This window comes from Trinickia sp. EG282A, from assembly GCF_040965455.1.
Taxonomy (GTDB): Bacteria; Pseudomonadota; Gammaproteobacteria; order Burkholderiales; family Burkholderiaceae; genus Trinickia; species Trinickia symbiotica.
The window spans coordinates 26,447-48,323 of record NZ_JBFRCC010000009.1 but is presented as its reverse complement, the minus strand read 5'-3'; the positions used below and the strand labels follow the sequence as shown (position 1 = coordinate 48,323).

General features: G+C 59.6%; 25 protein-coding genes. 11 read left to right on the top strand and 14 right to left on the bottom strand.

Annotated features, from left to right (window positions below; translation table 11 throughout):
* Positions 1–253: 253 nt before the first annotated feature.
* Complete coding sequence (locus AB4Y31_RS29655) at positions 254–1,480, top strand: hypothetical protein (RefSeq protein ID WP_368677126.1); 1,227 nt, start codon at positions 254–256, stop codon at positions 1,478–1,480.
* A gap of 268 nt (positions 1,481–1,748) precedes the next feature.
* On the opposite strand, the gene AB4Y31_RS29650 is transcribed toward AB4Y31_RS29655, so the two are convergent.
* Positions 1,749–2,714 carry a hypothetical protein gene (locus tag AB4Y31_RS29650; RefSeq protein WP_368677125.1) on the bottom strand — a complete coding sequence of 322 codons (966 nt, stop codon included), beginning with the start codon at positions 2,712–2,714 and terminating at the stop codon, positions 1,749–1,751.
* Here AB4Y31_RS29650 and AB4Y31_RS29645 point away from each other — a divergent pair.
* From AB4Y31_RS29645 to AB4Y31_RS29600, 10 genes are all read left to right on the top strand, one after another.
* Positions 2,676–7,121 carry a strawberry notch C-terminal domain-containing protein gene (locus AB4Y31_RS29645; RefSeq protein WP_368677124.1) on the top strand — a complete coding sequence of 1,482 codons (4,446 nt, stop codon included), beginning with the start codon at positions 2,676–2,678 and terminating at the stop codon, positions 7,119–7,121. The genes AB4Y31_RS29650 and AB4Y31_RS29645 overlap by 39 nt on opposite strands.
* A 67-nt stretch (positions 7,122–7,188) precedes the next feature.
* On the top strand, positions 7,189–7,914 hold the full coding sequence (locus AB4Y31_RS29640) for a hypothetical protein (protein WP_368677123.1): 726 nt from the start codon (positions 7,189–7,191) through the stop codon (positions 7,912–7,914).
* A gap of 11 nt (positions 7,915–7,925) precedes the next feature.
* Entirely contained in the window at positions 7,926–8,222 is a 297-nt protein-coding gene (locus AB4Y31_RS29635) for a hypothetical protein (protein WP_368677122.1), read from the top strand.
* A 371-nt stretch (positions 8,223–8,593) separates the two neighbouring features.
* Positions 8,594–9,649: a hypothetical protein gene (locus AB4Y31_RS29630; protein ID WP_368677121.1), complete on the top strand. Its 1,056-nt coding sequence runs from the start codon at positions 8,594–8,596 to the stop codon at positions 9,647–9,649.
* Between the two features lie 69 nt (positions 9,650–9,718).
* Positions 9,719–9,961 (top strand): hypothetical protein, encoded by a 243-nt coding sequence (locus tag AB4Y31_RS29625; protein WP_368677120.1) that lies wholly within the window; start codon positions 9,719–9,721, stop codon positions 9,959–9,961.
* A gap of 9 nt (positions 9,962–9,970) precedes the next feature.
* Positions 9,971–11,482: a hypothetical protein gene (locus AB4Y31_RS29620; RefSeq protein ID WP_368677119.1), complete on the top strand. Its 1,512-nt coding sequence runs from the start codon at positions 9,971–9,973 to the stop codon at positions 11,480–11,482.
* Positions 11,483–11,485: 3 nt separating this feature from the next.
* Entirely contained in the window at positions 11,486–12,919 is a 1,434-nt protein-coding gene (locus AB4Y31_RS29615) for a DNA topoisomerase (protein WP_368677118.1), read from the top strand.
* Between the two features lie 21 nt (positions 12,920–12,940).
* Entirely contained in the window at positions 12,941–14,344 is a 1,404-nt protein-coding gene (locus AB4Y31_RS29610) for a hypothetical protein (RefSeq protein WP_368677117.1), read from the top strand.
* A 141-nt stretch (positions 14,345–14,485) separates the two neighbouring features.
* On the top strand, positions 14,486–14,707 hold the full coding sequence (locus AB4Y31_RS29605; protein ID WP_368677116.1) for a hypothetical protein: 222 nt from the start codon (positions 14,486–14,488) through the stop codon (positions 14,705–14,707).
* Positions 14,704–15,621: a zeta toxin family protein gene (locus AB4Y31_RS29600; protein WP_368677115.1), complete on the top strand. Its 918-nt coding sequence runs from the start codon at positions 14,704–14,706 to the stop codon at positions 15,619–15,621. Before AB4Y31_RS29605 ends, AB4Y31_RS29600 begins: the two co-directional genes overlap by 4 nt.
* Before the next feature lie 5 nt (positions 15,622–15,626).
* On the opposite strand, the gene AB4Y31_RS29595 is transcribed toward AB4Y31_RS29600, so the two are convergent.
* From AB4Y31_RS29595 to AB4Y31_RS29535, 13 genes are all read right to left on the bottom strand, one after another.
* Positions 15,627–16,166: a hypothetical protein gene (locus tag AB4Y31_RS29595; protein WP_368677114.1), complete on the bottom strand. Its 540-nt coding sequence runs from the start codon at positions 16,164–16,166 to the stop codon at positions 15,627–15,629.
* 58 nt (positions 16,167–16,224) lie between these two features.
* Positions 16,225–16,443: a hypothetical protein gene (locus tag AB4Y31_RS29590; protein ID WP_368677113.1), complete on the bottom strand. Its 219-nt coding sequence runs from the start codon at positions 16,441–16,443 to the stop codon at positions 16,225–16,227.
* A 21-nt stretch (positions 16,444–16,464) separates the two neighbouring features.
* Entirely contained in the window at positions 16,465–16,644 is a 180-nt protein-coding gene (locus AB4Y31_RS29585; protein ID WP_368677112.1) for a hypothetical protein, read from the bottom strand.
* 52 nt (positions 16,645–16,696) lie between these two features.
* Positions 16,697–17,326, bottom strand: coding sequence for a GNAT family N-acetyltransferase (locus AB4Y31_RS29580; protein ID WP_368677111.1), 630 nt, complete (start codon positions 17,324–17,326; stop codon positions 16,697–16,699).
* A gap of 76 nt (positions 17,327–17,402) precedes the next feature.
* Positions 17,403–18,266, bottom strand: a complete 864-nt coding sequence (locus AB4Y31_RS29575; protein ID WP_368677110.1) for a 5'-3' exonuclease H3TH domain-containing protein — start codon at positions 18,264–18,266, stop codon at positions 17,403–17,405.
* Positions 18,267–18,821: 555 nt separating this feature from the next.
* The gene (locus tag AB4Y31_RS29570) at positions 18,822–19,145 is read right to left on the bottom strand and encodes a hypothetical protein (RefSeq protein WP_368677109.1); all 324 of its coding nucleotides are present in this window, start codon (positions 19,143–19,145) and stop codon (positions 18,822–18,824) included.
* Positions 19,138–19,500 carry a hypothetical protein gene (locus tag AB4Y31_RS29565; protein ID WP_368677108.1) on the bottom strand — a complete coding sequence of 121 codons (363 nt, stop codon included), beginning with the start codon at positions 19,498–19,500 and terminating at the stop codon, positions 19,138–19,140. The genes AB4Y31_RS29570 and AB4Y31_RS29565 overlap by 8 nt, the downstream gene beginning before the upstream one ends.
* Positions 19,501–19,565: 65 nt before the next feature.
* The gene (locus tag AB4Y31_RS29560) at positions 19,566–19,757 is read right to left on the bottom strand and encodes a hypothetical protein (RefSeq protein WP_368677107.1); all 192 of its coding nucleotides are present in this window, start codon (positions 19,755–19,757) and stop codon (positions 19,566–19,568) included.
* A 248-nt stretch (positions 19,758–20,005) separates the two neighbouring features.
* On the bottom strand, positions 20,006–20,140 hold the full coding sequence (locus tag AB4Y31_RS29555; protein ID WP_368677106.1) for a hypothetical protein: 135 nt from the start codon (positions 20,138–20,140) through the stop codon (positions 20,006–20,008).
* Positions 20,141–20,291: 151 nt separating this feature from the next.
* Entirely contained in the window at positions 20,292–20,606 is a 315-nt protein-coding gene (locus AB4Y31_RS29550; protein WP_368677105.1) for a hypothetical protein, read from the bottom strand.
* 33 nt (positions 20,607–20,639) lie between these two features.
* Positions 20,640–20,849 carry a hypothetical protein gene (locus AB4Y31_RS29545; RefSeq protein WP_050451607.1) on the bottom strand — a complete coding sequence of 70 codons (210 nt, stop codon included), beginning with the start codon at positions 20,847–20,849 and terminating at the stop codon, positions 20,640–20,642.
* A gap of 49 nt (positions 20,850–20,898) precedes the next feature.
* On the bottom strand, positions 20,899–21,354 hold the full coding sequence (locus AB4Y31_RS29540; RefSeq protein ID WP_368677104.1) for a hypothetical protein: 456 nt from the start codon (positions 21,352–21,354) through the stop codon (positions 20,899–20,901).
* A gap of 41 nt (positions 21,355–21,395) precedes the next feature.
* Positions 21,396–21,839, bottom strand: a complete 444-nt coding sequence (locus tag AB4Y31_RS29535; RefSeq protein ID WP_368677103.1) for a single-stranded DNA-binding protein — start codon at positions 21,837–21,839, stop codon at positions 21,396–21,398.
* Positions 21,840–21,877: the final 38 nt, after the last annotated feature.

Below are 21,877 nucleotides of genomic sequence, written 5' to 3'. Positions count from 1 at the left end.
GATGCGCCGGACGCCAGGGGTACTTGAACTCTGGCGCATGGCGAAATCCACGCGATATTGTTGCTTACGACAACATATTGCGCCATAGAACAACAATCGGGCGTTATCTGGAACCATCCCTTGTGTTGGCGGATATTGTATGTATCATTACTACGATACGTAAGTTATTGCGTATCGAGCGCGATGCCGCCAAGGGCATTGCGTCCCTATCCGAGCCAGGCGTTGCGCCGGCTTCCCAATGAAGGAGTATGGAATGTCGAAACTGAGTGCAATTCAGGAACGTATCGGCGGCTCGAAGGGCGATCTGCCGGCGACCGAAAATTTCGCCCTCCAGGTGGCGGGCTATACGAAGGACTCGAAGGATCGCGATGCGATCATCGGCACCCGTCTCGATACCGGCGAGGAAGTGACCGTAATTCTGCGCCCGTATAAGAGCGAAAAGCCGCTCAAGGCACCGCGCGCGGAAGTGAAGGATTTCATCGCCAAGGAAGGCGAGATCTCGACGCTGATGAGTGCTCTCCCGAGCGATGAAATGCGCAAGTCGGTTCTCAAGGGCATGAAAGCCAAGACCGAGCCAGGCGGCACGATCATCGTTCAGCGTGCCTTCGCCGAGTCGGATACCGGCGTTATCAACGCTGGCTGGCTCCAGTCGGCCGCGAAGTACGCGGATCACTGCAAGGTCGTCAGCGATGTGCTGCTGCGCATCGATCCGGTCGGCTATGTCGAGCGCGATGGCCGTCAGATCGGCTACGCGAACGCCACGGCGCTGATGCCATCGGCCTCCAAGCAGGTCACGTCTGCTGATCAACTGAAGTCGGCGTTGCAGGACGCGTTCGCGGGTGTCGGTGGCATCCAGGGTCGTCCGATCGCGCTCGTGCGGCTGTCGGACGGCGATGTCAGCAAGGCGGTCGAATTCGCGCTCCCGGTCAAGAAGAACAAGGAGACCAACGAGTACAAGCATGCAACGCCGGCCGAGGCTGTCGAAGCGTTCCTGGCTTCGCAATCGGGCAAGCAGGTGGCGCAACTGGTTGGTGACCCCGACCTGTCGATCGAAGTCGTTCCTGGCCAGCGGGTGAGTCTCGGCACGCAAGCGAAGGCATCGTTCGAAAAGAGCGCGTCCGGCCTCGAACAGGTCAACCGCGCGTACCGCTTCAAGAAGGCGGAACAGGACCAGACCGGCTTCGCGCAGTCGTACATGGTGCTGCACGCGGTCGAGGGCGGCCAGATCTTCTCGTCGGCCGAACCGCTGTCGAACAAGCCGTCGCTGTTCCATCCGCGCGACGTGCCCACGCCGTTCTTTAACGGCAAGCCGACCGCGATCGCCGAGAACAAGGAAATCGCGCACACCGACGCAGCCGTCGTTCCGGCAAGCGTCGCCGACGATGCGGACGATGACGAGCCGTTCGAAATCGACGACGTGGTGCAGAACGCCATTCCGGCCGAAGCGATGGCAGCAAGCGCCCCGCGCATGCGCATGTAAGCAAATGCCACGGCAGTTTCCTGCAACCACGAAGAAGACCGCCTCGCGCGGTCTTTTTCGTTGGTGGTGGTGACTATAGTCTGCGACCCCACGATCGAGGATAGAAGCGATGACAGCGCCCGAAACAATGAAATGGCTTGACCTGTCGGCGCACGGCGTCAAGTTGCGTCTCTTTCAACTCAACGACAAGACCGTCAACCTGGTCCTGACCGGCGTGATCCCGGCTTCGGCTGAGTGGACTGCCGTGCAGGCACTCGGGTTCGAGCCTTCACGATCTGGAAAGACGCTCATACGCAGCGGCACGGATATCCAGACGGGCGCGTTGCGAAAGATATTCCCTTCGAACGTCATCCGGGATCTGCCGTTGTCGGATGTCTGGATTCGGGTCACGGGGCAGGCCGCCGACACCTCCGAGCAGCGGCAGCAGGACCGTGCAGTCATCGGGCGCAATGCGTTGGGGCATGTCGTGCGCCGCGATGACGACGGCACCCGTTACGTGACGTTCGTTGATGGAACCGTGTCCCGCGAGCGCGACTTGCAGGCGGGCGCTATGGAGGGCGATGACGCTGCGTCGGCGGCCCTTGCCGCATCGTACCTTCGCGCAACGTCGCCGCAGGCGTTGGCGCTTTGTGCCGACGCGTTCGTTGACGAGATGCTGGCTGGCAAAAACATGGATTCCGGCGATCTGAGGCACTTCGGTGGCTTGGTCTATGGCGAAGCTCGCTCGCTCGAAATATCCGACACGCGGCTTAGGACCGTGCAGGAAGCCGTTGAAGCGGCGATGCATCGCTGCCTGTTTGCCCGTCATCAGAAGGCAGACGCAGAAGCATTCAAGCTCGCCGTCGCGCTCGCAGAGCATCAACCGACGTTCGCTTACCGGACTTCCACGTCGGTCGAGAACCAGCAGTATTCGACGCCGCTCCCGATGTCGATATCTGTTCAGCACATCCTCGGCGATACAGCGGGGGCAAAGCTGTTCGAACCCACCATTGGAAATGGAAGCCTTGTCACGGCGCTTCCGCGCGGCACGGAGATTACGGGCGTCGAAATCGACCCGGCGAGATCCGCACAGGTCGGCGCGCTGCGGAGTGACATTCGTCTCGTAACAGGCGACGTGCTCGATATCGCGGGTACGCTCGATTCCGACTTCACGTTCGTTGCAGCCAATCCGCCGTTCGGTGGCCTTTCGACGCCAGTGGCATTTGAAAACCTGCGTTGCAACCGCGTCGATCACCTGATCGTCCTCAAAGCGCTTCGCCAGCGCAAGGACGTTGGCCGTGGCGTTTTCATCATCGCGGCCGATCGGGAAAGCCTGATCGAGCAAGGCAAGATCGCAGGCGGCAGCAAGAGCTTCTTCGCGTGGCTCGCAGACCACTACGAAATCGAAGACGCGATCGAACTTGACGGCGCGCTCTATCGCAAGCAAGGGGCAGAGTATCCGGTTCGGATGGTGACGGTTGGGAGGCGCAGATCGGCCGAGGAAGCCGCAGCAGCGCTGCACTCCAAGCAGTACAGGCTTGGCGAGCGCCTGCCGGTCATCAGCACATGGGATGCCCTCTGGAGGCACACAGAAGCGCTTACGCATCGTCTGCGGCAAGGGCCTTCCGTCAAGGCAGAGCAGGAATCGTCGCCTCGACGGAAAGATGGGATTAAGCGCATCCCACTCTTCATTTCACTGGCGCAGGATCTCGCCCAGGAGCACAACCTGAGTCCCGTGACGACAGACGGGAGTGATGGCACCGAATGGCAGCGCGGCACGCCTCAAACGGACTCTTACGCGTCGTTGCGCGCCTATCGTCAGGAGGGCAGCGATCCCCGCTTTGCTGTTGAGCGCGTCTTTGGTGGCCAACACGTGAGTGGCACGTATGACTCGGACGAGTTGGCCGACTCCGCGCTGAGCGCAGCAACGCGCGAAGAATTCGCGGCTGTGCCGTCGAGCGAGCGCCAGGACGCGATCGTAGCGGCCGGAACGCAAGACGCCGCGCCGACCGCAGAGCAGGCCCACGCCGTTGCTGGTGATGAGCATGAGGCCGTCATCAACGATTACCAGGCCCCGTACATCCCCGCGTCGAAGCTCAACGAGCCGAGCGCGATGATCCCTCGCAACCTCGAAGAGCCGGTGCGCCGCGCGCTGGCGAAGCTGGTCGAGGAAATCGGCATGGACGTTGACAGCTACGTCGCCGAGAAGCTGCAACTAACCGTCGAGGAAATGGAACTCGCCTTTTCTGCCGAGCAGGTCGATGCGATCGCGCTTGCTATCAAGCGTGCGGAGGAAGGGCGAGGGTTTATCAATGGGGATCAGACCGGCCAGGGGAAGGGGCGTGTGCTTGCCGCATTGGCGCGCTATGCCGTTCTCAATAATCGGCCGGTGGTTTTCAACACCGAGAAAGCGAACCTGTTCTCGGACTTCTGGAGGGATTTGAAGGACATCGACTCGCACACGCTGTTCCGGCCGTTGATCCTCAACGACGGCGAGCCGGTGCGCAACATGGACACCAACAAGATCGAGATCCCTGCGACCAAGGCGGCCGTCATCAAGCAACTGATGGACAACGATATCTCGTTGCAGGACTCGGGTTACAACCTCATGTTCTCGACTTACTCGCAGTTCAACCGCGAGCGCACCGCAAGCAAGAAGGCGGCATGGCTTCCCGCAGCGGCGAAGGGCGCGATGTTGCTGCTGGATGAGTCTCACGTTGCCGCAGGCGAGTCGAACACTTCGGATAACATCGGTCTCGCCGTCGAGCATGCGGGATCGTGCATGTATTCGAGTGCCACGTTTGCGAAGAACGCGAAGAACATGCGCGCCTATGCAAAGGTGTTTCCATCGAGCGTTGCCATCGAATCACTTGCAGACACACTGCAAGCCGGTGGCGAACCGCTTCAGGAGATCCTATCGGCGATGCTGGCCGAAGAGGGCGTGTTCATCCGGCGCGAGCATGATCTTTCGAAGCTCGAATTTTCTACCGTCGTCACCGAAGAAACGAACGAGCGCGACGAGCAGTGGGCGGACGCACTCAGTGCCGCGCTACGGTCCATGTCGTATTTCTCCGGCGATGTGAGCCGGGTAATGCGCCGTATGGACAAGGAGATCAAGAAGAAGCTCGAAGACATGCCGGAATCGGCGCGTGCAGGCAATCGCATGGGCGTGTCCTATCAGGGCTTCGGCTCCCGGTTGTACAACATCCTTCGCCAGTTTGCGCTCGCGCTTAAAGTCGAAAAAGTGGCCGACGAGGCAATCGATGCGCTGAAGGAAAAGCGGAAGCCGGTCATCGTTCTTGAGCAGACCTTCGAGTCCCTACTGAAGGAGTCGCTTGCAGAAAGCCAGAAGATCGACTCCGAGGAAGGTGAACTGAGCGAAGAAGGAGCCAAGAACATCACGGCATCCCTGGACGGACGCACGGTTGACGCCATGACGTTCCGCGACGTTATGCAACGCGTCGCGCGCAAGCTCGAATACATCTACGTGCGCGACGACTACGGCAACGGTCGCTATGAACACGTGACCGCCCAGGCAAAAAACAAGGAGGAAGCGGAGGCGATTGACGAGGCTATCAGCGATATCGCAGCGAAGATTGCTCAGCTTCCCGATATTCCGGTATCGCCGCTCGACACGCTGCGCCAGAAGCTCAATGACGCCGGGTATTCGAGCGGCGAGATCTCCGGGCGCTCGTTCCAGACGCGGCCCTCTCCTGACGATCCGAACAAGATTATCGTCAGCATCCGGCCCGATCAGCGCCTGCAAACGCTGTCCGATTTCAACAGCGGTCGCACTGACTCTGCGACTCTTACACGTGCAGGATCGACTGGTTTGTCGCTGCATTCGAGCGCCAAGTTTGCCGATCGCAGGCAGCGCGAAATGATCGAGGCGCAGATCGCCAACAACGTCGCCGAGCGAATCCAGTTCTTTGGCCGCGTGAATCGCCGTGGACAGGTCAACTCGCCACGAATCAAGACGGTGGTCACCTCTCTTCCGTTCGAGAAACGTGTGCTTGCGATGCAGAATGCGAAGCTCCGCAAGCTCTCCGCGAACACGCAATCGAACCGGAATAACCAGGCTGAGATGAAGGACGTTCCCGACATTCTCAATCCGGTTGGCAATGAGATCTGCCGCCGCTATCTTGAAGAGAACCCGGACATTGCCGCGCTGCTCGACATCAATCCCGAACAGGAGACGCCGAGCGACGATGAGGCGTATTTTGCGAACAAGCTGACCGGCCGCATTGCGTTGCTGCCTGTCGCCAAGCAGAAGGAGGCATACGCCGACCTGTCGCGCGTTTTCAATGAAACCGTGAAGGAGATGGAATCGAAGGGTATCAACCCGTTTCAGACATCCGTGTGGGACTGGCGCGGCAAGATCGTGGACCAGAAGGTCTTTCGCGCGGGCAAACGAAATGGGTCGGTGTTCGATCTGCCGGTCTACATCTCGCGTGTCGAGTGGGAGGAAGAAGTTATTCCGTACTCCTCCGAAGACATGCTGCGTATGATCGAGCGCGGTCGCCAGTTCCTGACGGAGCAGGATAACCGGTTCAAGCTGGTCGAACATCGCTACGCGATCGGGCAACACGACAAATGGCGGGTCAACTGCGAAGGCATCCTGCAAGATGTGGATCGGTGCTTTGAAAAAGTCCAGCAGCAGGCGTTGAAGTCGCTCCCGCAGTTCAAGTCGGTTGATGAGGCGATCGCATCAGCGGAAGCAAACCCGGTAAAGAGTTCATCCGTCAGGCACCAATGGATTCGTCGTGCGTTGCCCACCGTCGTGCCCGGCTGCATCATCAACTTTACAGGCATGGAAGAGCAGGCCGAGAAGGGGATGATCGTCTCGCTGTTCCCGCCCGAAAAGCGCACTCAAGCGCACCTCCTTGGGCAGTACAGCGTCCGCGTGATTGTGCCGGGCAGCGACAAGTGGCAGGAGTTCACTCTGAATCAGCTTATCGGTGACCCGTTGTTCTCGACCGATCATCTCCTCGGAAACGACTACTCCAATCCGCTGAAAGCCTATGACGCGGCGAAGCCAGGCACGATCCGTTTCTCGCGGAACGTGCTGACCGGCAACATGTTTGCTGCCTCGCAGTTCGTCGCGGAGCACCGTCTTGGCAACGCGGCAATCTTCACCGATGAAACGGGTGCGCGGCATAGGGCCGTTGTGCTGTATGCGAGGGTTACCCAGGAGGACGTGCTGAACATGCCTGTCGCGCTGCCGCGCAATCTCGCCTCGACTGTGCTGGAAAAAGCGTACACGGAAGGATTCAGCGTGAAGCTCATCGCGTCGCCGTCGCTGAATGACAAGCAATGCCAGGTCATCTTCGATCGCAGCCGGCCGGCATCGCTGACGATCTCGACCAGCGGCACGAAGGCCGTGGGCGGTGTCGTGTTTGGCAACAAGGATCTCACGAAGATCACGGGGGATTTTGCGGGCAACCGGACCACGATGAGCGTGTCGGTGGACTTCCACAAGATGGACGCCATCATGGACGTTCTGATGAACCGCTGCGGGCAAGCGTTCTACATCGACGCCCAATCCGCCAAGCGACTGCTGCCGGAATTTGCTGGAGACGATGGGGACGAAAGCGACATGATCGAGGACGAACCGGACGACCATAAAAAGAGGCCGGGAATGCCACCGCGCTTCGCTGCATGAGTAGATTGAAGTCGTGCATTTCAGTACGTATCATGATACGGATACAGACAAATCGGAGTTGTCAACCATGACGCAGGAAAACGACAAACCGTCGCTGACGCAATTGTCTCCCGATCTCCTTGGGGCGCTCGTGAAGTTTCGTTCCGAAAATGGTCGGCCATGGAAGCATAAGCTGCTCTCCGGCTGGCTGCGGGCCGCATTTCCCGGTGAGCTGCAACGGTTGCGCAACGAATTCGGGCCGGAATGGCTCACGCGAGTGAAGGATTCGGAGTTCGACAAGCTTGCCGAGGCCGCCCGCAAGCCGGAACCCGGCATCGGAATTCACGGTCACGAGGCTCCGGCGATGCTTTCCGAGGCCACCTACGAGGGCGAATTCGGCAACAAACGTCATTTGACGCGCAAGGAGACCGTCATAATCCCCGTGTCCGCGCTCGCGCAGATGCGTGGGGTGCGGGGCGAGCGTCGCGGATTTACCATGGACGAGTCGGGCAAGCAGAGGTTTGGCAATTACGGCATCGCTGAGTGGGAGAAGTTCAAGGCGGATCTCGCGCAAAACGGCATGGCCGAGCCGGTGACGATCAACATCGATGTCGGTGAAGAGGTCTGCATCTACGAAGGCAACCATCGCATTCAGGCCGCGTTGCAAAGCGACTGGAATGTCATTGCTGCCGACATCCGTTATTACGGGCATGCGGAGACGACTTTCGAGGGAGGGTCGTTCTTCCGGCAGACCATGGCTCGCCTCGAGGAAGGCAACGCACCCAAGGCGTCATCAGCGCGTCCGCGCATGTAGGGAGTGTCGATATGTTCGTATCTGAATTTATGGCCGAAATCGGCCTGGCAGGGACTGATATTCCGCCGCGTGTTACGTGGTCCATGGTGACCCCCGGCGCAACGGCCACCGCGAGACTGGACCGGGACGGCGCGCAGGTTGAATTCGGCGTGTATGAGACGTTGGAAGGTGAATCCACCGTGACAAGTGGCATCGCCGTGCTGCAATCGGGATCTGACGAGATACTTTTTCGGGACGAAGCCGACGAGATGTTCTTCGAGCGGTTTGCTGAAACGGTCCGACTCATGCGCCTGGAGCAACGAGAATGAGCGAACTACAAGCGAGCGATCTGAATGCCTCCGCCGTACTGGTCGAGCCGGGGCAGATGGCGGCATTTGAGAAGCGGCTGGAATCGCTCAACAAGAAAGCTGCGAAGTTCGGTCTGTCGCCCATCAAGATCGTCAGTGCTACCGACGCGCTCTATGAGCGAAAAAGTGAAACCGTCGGCCGCGATTCGGACAAGCTGCTGACCTACCTCGTTCCGGTTTCACGAGTGCAGGACGTTGAGCATCCTGTGCTTATCAAGCGCTTGCAGATCGAATACCCGGAGATCAAGCTTGGGCATTGGCGCGTGGTCGTCAAGATCGAAGCCGTCGAAGGTGGGAATCTTGTTTTCGCTGTCTCCCGAGGCGCATCCGACGTGGCGGCGCTCACCGCGCGCGCCGATTGTCCGATCGAGTGTGAGCACTGCAACACCAATCGCCGCAGGAAGGACGGATACCTCCTGCGTGATGACGAGAGCGGCGACTACAAAGAGGTGGGAAGCAACTGCCTGGAGGACTTCACCGGCATTGATCCCGCTGCCGCTCTCTTTATGGCTCAGATGTGGAGCGTCATCAGGCTCGCCGAGGACGAATTCGCCGAGTTCGGGCGCTCGGGCCGCGTCAACGCGGTCAGAACGGACCAGTATCTCGCCGATGTGAGCTTCCTGGCTGCAAACTTTGGCTTCGTGTCCGCATCGAAAGCGCGGGAAACGGACTTGTCTCCGACGTACAGCGACGCTCTCTCCTTGCCTGATCTGCTTATGAAAAACGCAGAGCTTCGCGAGAAATACCTTGCGCAACACGAGCGACACGTTGAGACGGCGAACGCAGTCCGTGCGTGGATCGAAGGCAAAGAAGAAGAATCGACGTTCGATCGCAATGTAAAGCTGCTGTTGGGACAGGATGCAATATCGCTCAAGAGCAATCATCTAGCCTTCGCGGCCGCGACGGTGCCGCTGTATCAGCGCGCGCATGCAGCGAAGGATGAGAGCCGCAAGCGAAGCGAGCACATCGGCCAGCCAGGCCAGAAGGTGACCGGTTCGCTCGTCGTGGAGCGGGTGGTTCCGATCGATACGATCTACGGATCATCGGATCTCGTGTTGTTTCGCGATAACGATGGCAATCGGATCAAGTGGAAAACCTCGGCCTGCCCATTCGAAGTCAAGGATGGCGTCGGTCGGTCGCTGGAGGCGACGTTCAAGGTCAAGGAGCACGGCGAATACAACGGGGCAGCACAGACCGCAATTACGCACCTCAAGGTGCTGCGCTGGATTGATGCGATGGATATTGGCGCGAAGGATGACGGGGCCGCTCCTGTCATCAGTCAAGGTGATTCGCCGGCGGTCCGCTCCGCGAAGGCGCGCTTTCTTTCGGAGCACGGTCCGGCCAGCGTTGAAGCTGCGGAGCCGCCGAGGGCGCGCTATCGCCCGTGAGACGGAGGTTTTGGTGTATCCTTAAAAATACGTATCGTAGCAACGATACACAAATTAAGGGGCTTGGAAATGTCACTTGCAGCAATCGCTCAGAAAGAACGCGCCAAGCGTTTGATTCCACGCCTGGACGCCTGCGCCGGGCGCATTGACGACGGAAGCATCGTCAAGTCGCATGCGATGGTCTATGCGGCCTTCCTGACGGACTACGTGGCTGGCCGGATCGACTCGGCGAACCCCGAGACGGTGGGCATGTTGAGCCTGGCCGACGAGTTCTGCGAACTGGTCGAGCACGAATATCCCGTCATCAACTGAGGTCAGCCCATGAGCGAATTCCAGAAAAAAGCAGAAGGCATTTTCGCGCGCTTCGCCGAAAAGCTGTCGAAGGTCGATCTCAAGATGGCTGTCAGCGTACCTGCGGTTCTCGGTGCTGCCACCGCTTTCGTTGGCTATGCACTCGAAGCTCAGCATGGGCTTGATTTGCTGAAACATGGCGGGATAGCTGCATACGATACGTACAAGGATGCCCTCTCGCTTGCAAGGGTGCCAATCACGGACTTTATGCTTCGTGGTGTCGAGGGCAAGTTGCCTTGGGAGGGGGCAAATACAGAGGCGGCCGGCATGACAATGATGAGCGTCGGCCCCCTCCTAAGCGCGGCTTCAGTCACACTTGCACGTGGCTTTCAAAAGATCCGGGCGTCGCTTCACAAGCGCAGCGAACAAATGCGACGCGAGGATACGCAGGCGGTTGTCGCGGCCGAACCCGCGCCCGTGGATGAAGAAGGTCGCTACACGTGGGCAAAGAATCGTACCACCGCCGTATTGCTCACGAACACCGTTGAAAACGACATGCGAGCGATGACCAACGGCGTGGCGTATGCGGTGGAACATCCCGAGACGCCTCCCGAGGTGCGTGAATACCTACGTAAGCCGCTAGAAACGGCGATGAGAGCCGACGTGAACGGAGGTCCAGAACGGCTTTCGCGGCATCACTACCAGCAAATGTTTCATGCGGTTGCGATGGCGGGTGATTTCCTGAACAGTGCGCCGGATCACTTCGGCCGACTACCTAAAGTCGTTGATCAAAAGCTCTTCGCCGCTTTCAACTCCGCGACGTCGCCGACTGATGTTAACTGGGACGACTTTAGTCAGACTTGGCGACACGCGACGTACACCGAGATGCGCGAGCCACCGGGCACCGTCGAGATGCTTAGACGGATCGCACTCGCACATCGCGTCAACGTGCTCGATCTGGACTTGCGTGGCGACAAGGTGGTGCTGAACACCACCCGTTCCGCGCGCGAGCACGCCGCTCAGCGGCCGTGGTCGAACGGCGCATCGCCGTTCTTCCGGCCGATCTGTGAAGTCAACTCGCCATTCTGGCGTGAGACCGAGCGCCAGGTCTACATCCTCAACCGGTACGCGCGCGAGCACGGGCTGAATGCCGGCTCTCTATATGTTCGCGACGATGTTGTTTACGAAGAAAACCCGGATGCGTTCGTGGATCGCAAGGTTTGCGATGTCAATTCCCGCGAATGGGACGAAGCGCATCGCCAGCTAATTCGCGAGGAATTGCGAGTGAACTACGACGAGATCTCTCTCGAAAATCGGACTCAATTGATGCAAGATTCCCCGGAGGAAGATAGCGCCGGGCCCGAGGCTGGGGCTGTTCGAGAGGATGACATTCTCGCCGCGCTACAGCGGGGAAAAGAGCGACTTGCTGCCGCTTGGGCCGCTCACGATGCGGCGATCGCCTCCGCTGAGCAACGAGCGCAACAAGTCGCGACCGACGATGGCTGCGCAGCGCCCCGTCGCGTGAAGCCTCGTGTGAGATAGGCCATGCCAAAGCGTACTTATCTCACGGAAAAGCCGGACGTTGCCAAACACGTTGCCGAATTCCTCGGCATTGAGAAGCGTCTGAGCGGCGCGTACCTTCTGAAGAACGGCGATTACGTCACGAACAATATTGGGCACCTGCTCGATCTTGGTTCGCCCGAGGACTATATGGGCGATGCACAGAAGGCTGCGCGTGGATTCGACCAACTGCCGATACTGCCGCCGAAGTTTCGGCACTTCGCTGACAAGGAGAAGGCGGACCAGCTTCGAACGGTCGTGAAGCTGCTCAAAGAGGCCGACATCATCGTCAACGCGGGCGATATCGACCGCGAAGGGCAGTTGATCGCCGACGAGGTGATTGCGTATGCCGGGATCAACCCGGACGGCAGCGCAAAGCCCGTCGAACGCGTGCTGATCACAGCAAACAATGAGGCATCGCTTCGCACCGCCTTTGCTCCGCAAAATCGCCGTAAGAACGGCGAGCCTCAGTTCGTGAACCGGCGCTATGCAGGCGAGGCGCGCTCCGAGGCGGACTGGCTCATCGGCATGAACGGTTCGCGCGGCGTGCGCGCGGCGATCGGCGTGCGCCTCGAGGAGGCTCTATCGGTCGGTCGGGTCCAGACGCCGACGCTCGGTCTCGTCGTCATCCGCGAACTGGAGATCCGCAATTTCAAGGCGGTCACCTACTACGTGCCCGAGATCGAGTTGCCGGACGGCCGCGTGCTCGAATGGACAGGGCGGCTGGAGGGCGCGGATCAGGCTGGCATCGACAGCGAAGGCCGGATTGTCGATCGACGCGTTGCAGAGGCCATTGTCGCGCGCATCAAGGCAGGATTGGAGGGCGTCGTCACGCACTACACGGCGATCGAGCGCGAACAGGAGCCGCCGTTGCCGTTCAACCTGGCGAAGCTGCAATCGGAAATGTCGGCCCGACACGGTATGTCGGCCAAGGAAACGTCCAAAGCCACGCAGTCGCTCTATCAGACCCGCAAGATGGTGAGCTACGTGGGCACCGATTGCCAGTACCTCCCTCAGTCCATGCATGAAGAAGCGCCCGACGTGCTGAAGGGCATCTCGGGGCAGTACATGAAGCTCGCGAGCGGGACGAATCCGGGCTTCAAATATTCGTGCTGGAACGATTCCAAGGTCTCGGCGCACCACGCAATCATTCCTACCGGCGAACTCGCCAGCGGCCTGACGACGGACGAGCAGCGGGTGTTCGATGCCGTCGCACGGCGCTACATGGCGCAGTTCTATCCCAAGCACAAGTACGTCGAGAACAAGCTGGAGGCCGAGTACGGGCAGGATGTGTTCGCCTCTGGTTGGCGCAAGACGCTTGTGGACGGATGGAAGGTGGTGGATCAACAGGCAGACGAAGACGTAAAGGATGCCGAATCGTTGGAGAACAAGCCAGCGATGAGGATGCGCAACAAATAACGGGTACCGCAAGGAGAGAATATGGCAACGAACATCGTGATCACCTTACCCGACGGGTACAACGGAGGCACTGTGAATTGTTTCGGCGAGCCAGTCGAGCGCGACGGCAATTCCGTGAAGCTCAGATGCGCCGAGCGCGGTAAGGAATACATGATTCGCTGGATTGTTGAGGCAGATCTTCAGGCGGCGATCGCCTCGCAGATTGCCAGCGCAAAGGCGTGGGAGTACCGCGACGAGCGGGAGGGCGTCGAGTTTTTATCGCTCGATCGGCTGCCTGCGGAAAAGCGTGGTCAATGGACGAGCGAACGTCCGCTCGACTCAGTGCCGGCCTCGCTGGTCGGCCTCGATGCAGGCACGCCCGACCAGCCGCGCCAGTCACAGGCCATGCAGCTAATCACGCTTGCAGGCGAGAACCCGCAGAAGGTGCGCGCGCTGGCCGAACTCCTTCTCGTGAAAAAGGGTAGCCTGATTTTCGGCCGTGTCGCCGCAAGTCGGGACGGCGGGGATGCGTTGAAGGCGATGGGCGTTCAGGTCGGCGGTTACGACGATGACGCTGGCAGCTTCCTTGTATGTATCGAGCCGGCGACACTAGACCTGAACGCGGCGAGCGCCAGTGATTTAGATCTGTCGAAACTCCACGCGCGCAACAGCGCCCGAATGAGTGCTGACGACTACCCGGCGACCGTCGATGAGATCGACGCGGAGATCGCGTGGTGCGAGTACCTGCTGAGTTTGCCAAAGGAGTTTCCGGCTGAGTCGGTTTCCCGCATCCAGCAAATCGAGGGTGACCTCGCCGCGCATCGTAACGGATGGGTGAGTTGGGATCAGCAGCACATTCAGGATCTGCAACGCGAGCGGACTGGCCTTCTCAAGGCGCAGGGCGCTTTTCTTGATGCTGCTCTCAAGCCGGAGGATCGTGCGGATCTGGAAAACGCCCTTTTCTCGCTCCGCTGGGACCGGCTGGAGCGCGACACGGGCGGATCGCCGATCCCGGTGACTGTTGTGGCGTCGCACGCGTGCTATCCGGTCGAGTGTTCCGCCAAGGGGCTGCTGTTGTCAGGTGGACGGGTCGTGATCAACTATCCCTTCAAGTGGCAAGAGGGAACCGATCCTTCGTTCGATACGGACGCGCAGATCGACATATTGCATGCCGTGCTTGCAAGCGGCGACGAGTTGCCCAAAGGTTGGCGCGATATCGGCGTTGAAGACGTGACGCGAGACGACTACCGCGCGTTGGACGAGCGTCGGCAATCCCTGGAGTTGTCCTTCGCGAAGGGCGAAGACCTGCCGGATACGATCGATCTCCACGAGCGGATCGTTCACGTGATGGACCGTTCGCCGTGGACGATCGACAACGATACCGGCGAGGTCGCGGACAGGGCCGTACTTCTGGACGCTCAAAAGCCGCGCATGCGGCTGTCGTGAGATGACACCATTTGGCGTTGGCGTGACCGGGGCGGCGGCTCGTCTGCGCGGCGGCCCACCAACCGAGAGACGGTAGATGTTGCGCGCGATACCATGCCGAGGAGTATAATGTCAACCAGAAGGTGTCCAATGGAGTGGATCATGCCTGCTGACAAACTCGGCCGTTATATGACCAGCGACGTGTTTCTGGCACGCGCCAATGCGGCGGTGAAGAAGGCCGTCCGTAACCTTGAAGCAAAGGGCATCGAACCAGCCTACGTCGTGCGTGAGCCGAAAGAGGCGGCAACGGAGGTGTCCGGCGATGTCGTCAAGGTGAGCGTCGGCGCGTCCAGCGCGAAGCGTAAAACCCTCAAAGTCGCATGACCATCACGAACGAAGAAGAAAAAGGCATTCCCGCAGTCATCATCTTCGCCGGGCCGAACGGCTCTGGGAAATCCACCATCACAGAGGCAGTCGTCGGTGACCCCGATCAGTTTTCGGGAGAGTACATCAACGCCGACGACATCGCCCGCAGTCTCCAAGACCAGATTCCTGATTACCGCGAGCGCAACCTGAAGGCCGCGCAGATCGCGGAGGAGCGTCGTCTACAAGCGCTCCACGACGGCCGCGACTTCGCCTTTGAAACCGTCATGTCGACGCCCGAGAAGGTCGCACTGATGACGCAGGCGAAGGCGCTCGGTTACCGCGTCTCCCTGTTCTTCGTCACGACGGAAGACCCTGAAATCAACGTGCGCCGTGTCGCCGGCCGGGTTGCGGACGGTGGCCACTCCGTCGAGCCGGACGCGATTCGCCGTCGCTATGCTGCGACTATGGACCTGCTGCCGGCCGCGTTCGAGCACGCAGATCAGGCGACGGTGCTCGACAACTCAGAAGAGCCAGGCAACTTGCGGATCGTTGCCACGAAGGCTGATGAAGAGGTGGAATTTCCGGTCGAAGATGCGGTGCTGCCGTGGGTGGCCGAGAAGCTGACCGATCCCTACATGCGGCGGCTGGCGTCGCGCAAGCTGCTCTCGGCCGCCCTATCGGACGGAAGGCCCGTTCGGGTCGCCGAGGCGGCGCATGGGAAGGATTACACCGGCCTGGTGGTTCGGGTCACTGAGCACCACGCGTTGCAGGATGTAGCGGGCGAATTGCTCCTGCACGATCGCCAACTTGCCGCGACAACAACGTATGTGGTCGGTCACGAGCAGACCGTGAGCTATCGATACGAGCACGGCAAGATCGTGCCCGACGATGCACTCGGGCACGCAGCGCCGCGTTCGCCGTTACCAAAATAATCGCATCATTGCCCTTCGACTTTTTCCGCAGGGCCGCGCTCGCCACTTTGGCGGACATTTCGCATTTGATCAGCCACGACGGCGACGATCGATTTGTCGTCGTCAATACTCGTTTGTCCATCGATCCATTTGATCAAAACGGTCAACGTTGCCGGAAGGCTTGCAAGGCCAACGACCACGCCCCAAACAGAAAAGACGAAAGAACCAGGGACGTTCATGGTGCCCACGATAAGTAACATCGGAGTGAGCACGAACGTACTCGCCGATACTATCGCCAACCGTCTGAATCGCACGTTACCGCGTCGATCGGAACGCCCATCCTTTTGCCTACCGCTTCCTACAAGTGCGATCGCAAGAAACAAAAGAGCAGCGAGCGCATAAAACAGGCTATAACTCGCTGATTCAAGCTGTAGCGACGCACCTCCCGGCAGGGTCAGCCGCAACGCGCTAGGAGTCTGCGAAGTGGTTCTGGAAAGCATGTAAGCCGCAAATAGGCAACCGGCGGATGACGCGAGGGCAACAAAGCGCCTCAACGATGAGAGCATTGGCTTACTCCTTATGTCAGTTCGGTCAGTCGTTGGCGCGCTGTGTTGCGCATCCAGCCTATGCCTCGACGCGGCGCGAATTGCGGTGCTTTGCTACCTCTGGCAGGGCGTCGCGTCCCACGATCGCCTCCGCCAGGTCCGCCGCTCGATTCCATCCAATGTGCAATTGGCGTTGGATGTGGGCAATGCACACTCCATCGAACGCGATGACCCCGCGCGCATCCGCCAGTTCCTGTTCGGTTAGCGGCACGAGTGCCGCACATTCGAGCGTGCCCATAGTTCGTTTTCCGTCGTGTCGCTAGCCGCGTGCCGCGCGAAGTTCACAGGCAAAAACGCCCAAAGCGATAAAAGCAATTGCGACACTGATTGCAGTCAGATGCCAACCCGCCAGTGAAGCAACATTCTGTCCCAAGAAGGCTAAGAGACCGGCTACCACGATGAGAAGCCAGGTAGCAGAGAACGCTGTCGTTTTGCTCATAATTCAATCCTTGCTATGGAGGCTGACGACCGGTGCGGGGCACCGGTAGCGCCTAGATTTCATTACCGTTGTGATCGATCGCGGCCATACCGAGCCGCGTGATCTCGTATCGATGAGCCTGCACGATTGAGCCAACATCGCGGCGCATCGTCTGCCACAGGCCTGAATCGACCGGCAGCGCAGTGCCGGCTGGATAGGTTGTTGCATCCTTCGGCTCACCGTCGAGCCAGAACCCCAACTTACGGAAATGCCGGACAATCCGCGATGCCTTTTGCGGATCGGACATCGGAACCAGTTCGACAAACCATTTGGCTTCAGGCATGTAGTACATCGCCATACGCTGCACGGCCTCGAACATGGCCTCCGAATACCCTCGACCGCGATAAGCCGGAAGAACGCCATGCCATCGCAGAGCAATGGTGTCGCGCTCGGTCGTTGGTTCGGCCGCAGGCTGGAAAAAGCCTGTGATTCCGACAACCTCTCCCGCGTCGCTCCGCGCCACGTAGATCTGGTTTCGGTGCGGATCATGTACACCGAGCGCGATGTCGGCCAGCGTGTCTGCTTCGACATGCGCGCTGCGCTCCGGGTCGAATATCTCTCGCAGTTGCGGATATTCGGCAAACGGGTTGCCGGAGAACACTCCATGAAGGCTGATTGCCGCTTCGGTTGCCATGTTGCTCATGCTGATTCTCCGGCTCCGTATTTACGTCCTTGTAGTGGGTGAGTGGCGTCCATTCCACTTTCCTAGCAACCTGCTCTTACGCTGTTTGTGCCAGTTGCGGTGCCGCATGGTTTTTGCCCGCACCAAGGCGCAATGCATTCCACGTCAGGCCGCACTGTACGTCAGTCTTGAGCGAGACGAGTTGTCGAGAAAGACGTACCGTTTCCGTTTTCTCGCGCAAGCGCTCACCGACCTTTCCTTTGATCGTGCCCGCGCTTTCTAGCACGCCGTCGAGGCTTTGGTACGCAAGCAGCCATTTGGCTGCTGTCACCTTGCCGACGCCATCCAGTCCAGGAACGCCATCGACATCGTCGCCCATCAGGGCGAGGAAATCGAGGATCAGGGCTGGGGGAATCCCAAACTTGCGCTCAGCCCACTCAGCGTCGCGCCATTCGGGCGTGAAGTGGTCTCGAATCAGCGCGCCCTGTGTCATCAACCAGGCGAGGTCCTTGTCCGTGGACATGACAACCGCAGGGCCTGTTTTGGCGCACGCCCATCGCGAAAAGCACGTTGCAATCACGTCGTCGGCCTCAACGTCTGGAATCGATGCGACTGCCACACCGAAGCGTTCGGCCAGTTGCTCGTACAAGTCAGGAAGCGCGTCCCGGAGCAACTGAGGCATCGGCTTTCGGTTGGCTCGGTACGCCGGGTAAAGCCGGTGACGCCACGTCTGGCCGCCGTAATCGAATGCGACCAGCACGTGCGTAGGTGCTATCTCGTTCAAAGCCCGCTTAAACGAACCGAGCGAGGACTTGACGGTCCCTTCAACCTTCTCTCGAGAATCGGGCTGCGGATTGGCCTCGTAGACGCGACGGACGATATTAAGCCCGTCAATCAACAACAGGCGCTGCTCATCACTTTGCGCAGAAACAGGCTTACCAGGGGCAGTGATAGCCATCATTAAAAGGTCTCGTATTCCACACGTAAGTATTGATTACCCGACATGTTCGATTTCAGCAGGCGCGAGCGATACGGATATGAGGGCGCGCTTCAGCGCGGCGACTCTACGGCTAAGCTCGCACACAACCGCTTCAACGGCTTCACGTGGATCGCTTCTCGATTCGGAGATGCAACTTTCATGAACGTCATCGAAGGTGAAGCGGATCTGCGCTTCGTATCGGCCGTCCCTTGCGAGGCAAACGGTAGCCGCACCCTTCTTCACCTCAAAGTGCCAGCCGAGGTTCTCCCACACGTGAGGCCGCCATCCGCTTCCAAGCCGATTTGCGATTGCCATGGCTTGATCAGTCGCGCGGTTGAAGTCAGCTTTTTTGCATCTGGAGCCGCATGCCGGGGAGCAAAAGATCTCGCCGTTCAGCTTAGGCGTCCACCGGTCTCCGAGACTCACGGCATCTGCGTTGCCGGCATCGATTACATAGGACATTGCGTGGCCCCTCAGTCTTACCCGGCTACCGGCCGTTGCGGAGCGCGAGGTGCGCAAAGTGTGTTTGCCTACTTCCTAGTGCTGGCAGTAAGCATCGCGACGCGCTTTCCACAGGATCGTGATGGCGTCGAAGTTGGTGGCAAAGCGCCCGAGTTCCCGGCAGTCGCTGTCCGACGCTTCGTCATACGGCGCGTTGATCGACGCGCGCCATTCGCCGGATGCGCAGCGCTCGTATCCACCGACGCACTCATAACCGCCTGGTGTCGAGAGAGAAATCGGGCAACGGCGAAGCAGAAAACCGTTTGCTGTGGCCGCGTCACCGTTACAGTTGCGCTCGATGTAGAACTCGGCGTCATCGAGCAGTATCAGGTGCTTGTCCATCGCCGCTTTGTTAGCCATTGCCACGATGCACCTTGGGGCTGACCGGAATCCAGCGCAGCGGATCGCTACGTTTGCGGTCCAATGAACCATCAGCGGTGGTCATATGGAGGCCAGCTTCTTCGCAGACGAGCCCGTCGCGAACCGAGCCGAGTGAATATGCCTCGTTCTTGAAGTAGCAGAACGAGAACGGGTCTTGCGAGGGCTGATGAGCCGACAGTTCACCCGCGACCTGCTGCAAGTCCTGATGCAGCATGGCTAGTTGGGCCTGCGTGATTTGTTGTCCTGCGTCCGGTGCGGACGCGGCGGAGGGCGATTGCGCGAACGCGAAGCCCGAGGTTGCCAGTGCAGCGATCGCGAGAATCATCTTCTTCATTGCTTATCCTAAAGCGGCTACCGGCCGATGCGGGGCGCGAGTGCGCCAAGTCAGGTTTCTTGCGCTCAGGACACTTTGATGTCCACGTTGTCCGGCACGAGATACTTCTGGCCGCATTCATCGCACTCGTGTTCACGGCCACGCGGATCTACCAACCAACCCTCCTGCTCTGCTTCGCAATTCGGGCAAGTGATCGAGCACACCGCAACGGTCATTGTCCCGACGCTCTTGATCTTGCTGCCTTGTTGTTGAGGCATGATTCCCCCGGTTTCCTATTTGCTCGATTCGATACGGTGAGCCGCAGGTACACGGTGCGGCCGAGATGTACGCAACGAGATAGCGTGTGCATGTCCACCGCAGCGAGGGCATTCCCACTGAATGCTATCGGTCAGACCTTGACCCTCCGGGCCGATGTAAAAGCCGCCTTGGCGCACTTTGTAGGTGATCGGTTTCGCATGACCGAAGACTCGGCACCACACGCCTTTAAGCATCTTTGCTCTCCGCGTTATTTGTTCGAGTAGTGAGCTTGCAGTACGCTCAAATCCTGCGTCACCTTCACGACATTCGGTCGATAGCGCCGAGCCTGCGAAGAGAGCGTCTCGATGCCCGGCAGTTCGCCCGTGTCCATCGAAAGAGCCATACGAAGCCGCGCCATCGCTGTGGAGCGCCGGTTGCTCGCCAGTGAGGCGCGTTTAGCTCGTGCGAGAATCGTCGTCATATCAGTTCCTAGTCTGACGCGCCGCGCATCGCAGCCGTGGCGCGCTCCAAATTGCATTGATGGCTTTCCGTGGTCAATTGACGCCGTGTTCCCGAAGCACGAAATCCAGCGCAGCGCTCGAATAATCGTCGCCGTACCCGACTTCAAGTTTCCCGTCAGCCTCAAGCTTCCGGCCAAGCTCGGCCAGTCGAAGCATCTGCGGGATCAGCTTGCGCAGCGCGGCCATACTCGTACTTGCTGCGTTGATGTCCTTCGCGAACTGGTCGAGCGTCTTGGACTTGTCGATCGCGAACGGTGCGGGCCGGTCTACACCGTCCTTCTCAGACTGAAGCACCTGGCACAGTGCCAGCAGTTCTAGGCCGCGATCGATCTCTGCGTCGTGATCCATGTTTCTTTCCCGCTATCCGAGGTTCCCACAGCGTCACAGGTTGCGGTGGTTATAGTCGTAGCCGGTCACGACACCACGCGAATTGAAGCGGATTGTCAGCTCGGTGTTCTTCTCTGAGTGGCCGAGCAGGTTCAGGCCAGGCAGGAACCCGAGTGCCGAGTTCTCGACGCGCTGGTAATGCCACGAAGCGTTGCCCTTGTCGTCGCTCGTCTGGTCGCTCGGCTGGCCGAACTTGGCGAGCACGTCCTGTTTCGTGGTGCGCCCCGCCTGTATGGTGGATACTGCTGCGTCGTTAGTGACGGCGGGAGAAGCCCCAACGGCGCAGCCGTTGAGCAAAGCTGCTGCGAGGAGCATCATCGCCGTGGTGGTCAGGATTCGTTTCATCTTCTTCTCCGTGCTGTGGTTGGGCTTCCGGCGCTGCTTGCGCCGGGCTATCCGGTTGGTCTGATCCATCGGGCATTTCGCCCTTGGACTTCTTGATGCCGTTCTCGGCGGCAATCTTCATTGCGTCAATAACGAACAGATCGCGCTTTTCCTTGAGCACTTTTCTGATCCACGAGTGCGGCACGAATGCTTCACCGTTGTACACACCGATCACTTCCGGGGGATCGGAAAGGGAGCGCTTCTCCGCGCCGTCTGCGCCGTCAGGATGAAGGAGGGCAGGGATCATTGCCTCGCCGATGGCTTCGCAAAAGCCCACCCAATCCATATCAACGCCGCTATTGCTGACGATGTGGAAGAACGCCACGGGCGTTCGACCACTCCTTGCTCGCATGGCTGCCATCGGCGTCAGAACGGCGCGTCGTCTTCGGGACCGCCCGATGCGGGCGCAACGCTGCCAGCCGTCGCATCGGGCCGGGAGGCGGCCGGCGCGGGCCGCGCCGCGCCGCGTTCACGCCCGGACTCTGCGCCCGTCGCGAAAAGGACATTGGCAACGACTTCCGTCATGTAGCGGTCCTGCCCGTTTTGCTGGTACTTGCGAGTACGGGTGCGCCCCTCGACGTACACCTCCGTGCCTTCCTTCAGGTCGCGAGCCTCTTCGGCCAGTTGGCCGAAGACCGCAACGCGGTGATAGTCGGAAAACTCTTTCCACTCGCCGCTAACCTTGTCCTGATAGCGCTCCTGCGTCACGATTTTGAGGTTGGCAAGCGTGCCGCCGCCGTTCGGGATGCTGCGCCCCTCCGCATCGGCAGTGAGGCGACCAAGAAGGATCTGCTTGTTGATGCTACCCATGTTACCCCCGGTTAAATTCCGTATCGTATATATGATGC

Coding starts and splice junctions, on each gene's coding strand:
- AB4Y31_RS29655 (WP_368677126.1), top strand. CDS start 254: ATGTCGAAACTGAGTGCAATTCAGGAACGTATCGGCGGCTCGAAGGGC.
- AB4Y31_RS29640 (WP_368677123.1), top strand. CDS start 7,189: ATGACGCAGGAAAACGACAAACCGTCGCTGACGCAATTGTCTCCCGAT.
- AB4Y31_RS29635 (WP_368677122.1), top strand. CDS start 7,926: ATGTTCGTATCTGAATTTATGGCCGAAATCGGCCTGGCAGGGACTGAT.
- AB4Y31_RS29625 (WP_368677120.1), top strand. CDS start 9,719: ATGTCACTTGCAGCAATCGCTCAGAAAGAACGCGCCAAGCGTTTGATT.
- AB4Y31_RS29620 (WP_368677119.1), top strand. CDS start 9,971: ATGAGCGAATTCCAGAAAAAAGCAGAAGGCATTTTCGCGCGCTTCGCC.
- AB4Y31_RS29615 (WP_368677118.1), top strand. CDS start 11,486: ATGCCAAAGCGTACTTATCTCACGGAAAAGCCGGACGTTGCCAAACAC.
- AB4Y31_RS29610 (WP_368677117.1), top strand. CDS start 12,941: ATGGCAACGAACATCGTGATCACCTTACCCGACGGGTACAACGGAGGC.
- AB4Y31_RS29605 (WP_368677116.1), top strand. CDS start 14,486: ATGCCTGCTGACAAACTCGGCCGTTATATGACCAGCGACGTGTTTCTG.
- AB4Y31_RS29600 (WP_368677115.1), top strand. CDS start 14,704: ATGACCATCACGAACGAAGAAGAAAAAGGCATTCCCGCAGTCATCATC.
- AB4Y31_RS29595 (WP_368677114.1), bottom strand. CDS start 16,166: ATGCTCTCATCGTTGAGGCGCTTTGTTGCCCTCGCGTCATCCGCCGGT.
- AB4Y31_RS29590 (WP_368677113.1), bottom strand. CDS start 16,443: ATGGGCACGCTCGAATGTGCGGCACTCGTGCCGCTAACCGAACAGGAA.
- AB4Y31_RS29585 (WP_368677112.1), bottom strand. CDS start 16,644: ATGAGCAAAACGACAGCGTTCTCTGCTACCTGGCTTCTCATCGTGGTA.
- AB4Y31_RS29580 (WP_368677111.1), bottom strand. CDS start 17,326: ATGAGCAACATGGCAACCGAAGCGGCAATCAGCCTTCATGGAGTGTTC.
- AB4Y31_RS29575 (WP_368677110.1), bottom strand. CDS start 18,266: ATGATGGCTATCACTGCCCCTGGTAAGCCTGTTTCTGCGCAAAGTGAT.
- AB4Y31_RS29570 (WP_368677109.1), bottom strand. CDS start 19,145: ATGGCTAACAAAGCGGCGATGGACAAGCACCTGATACTGCTCGATGAC.
- AB4Y31_RS29565 (WP_368677108.1), bottom strand. CDS start 19,500: ATGAAGAAGATGATTCTCGCGATCGCTGCACTGGCAACCTCGGGCTTC.
- AB4Y31_RS29560 (WP_368677107.1), bottom strand. CDS start 19,757: ATGCCTCAACAACAAGGCAGCAAGATCAAGAGCGTCGGGACAATGACC.
- AB4Y31_RS29555 (WP_368677106.1), bottom strand. CDS start 20,140: ATGGCTCTTTCGATGGACACGGGCGAACTGCCGGGCATCGAGACGCTC.
- AB4Y31_RS29550 (WP_368677105.1), bottom strand. CDS start 20,606: ATGGATCACGACGCAGAGATCGATCGCGGCCTAGAACTGCTGGCACTG.
- AB4Y31_RS29535 (WP_368677103.1), bottom strand. CDS start 21,839: ATGGGTAGCATCAACAAGCAGATCCTTCTTGGTCGCCTCACTGCCGAT.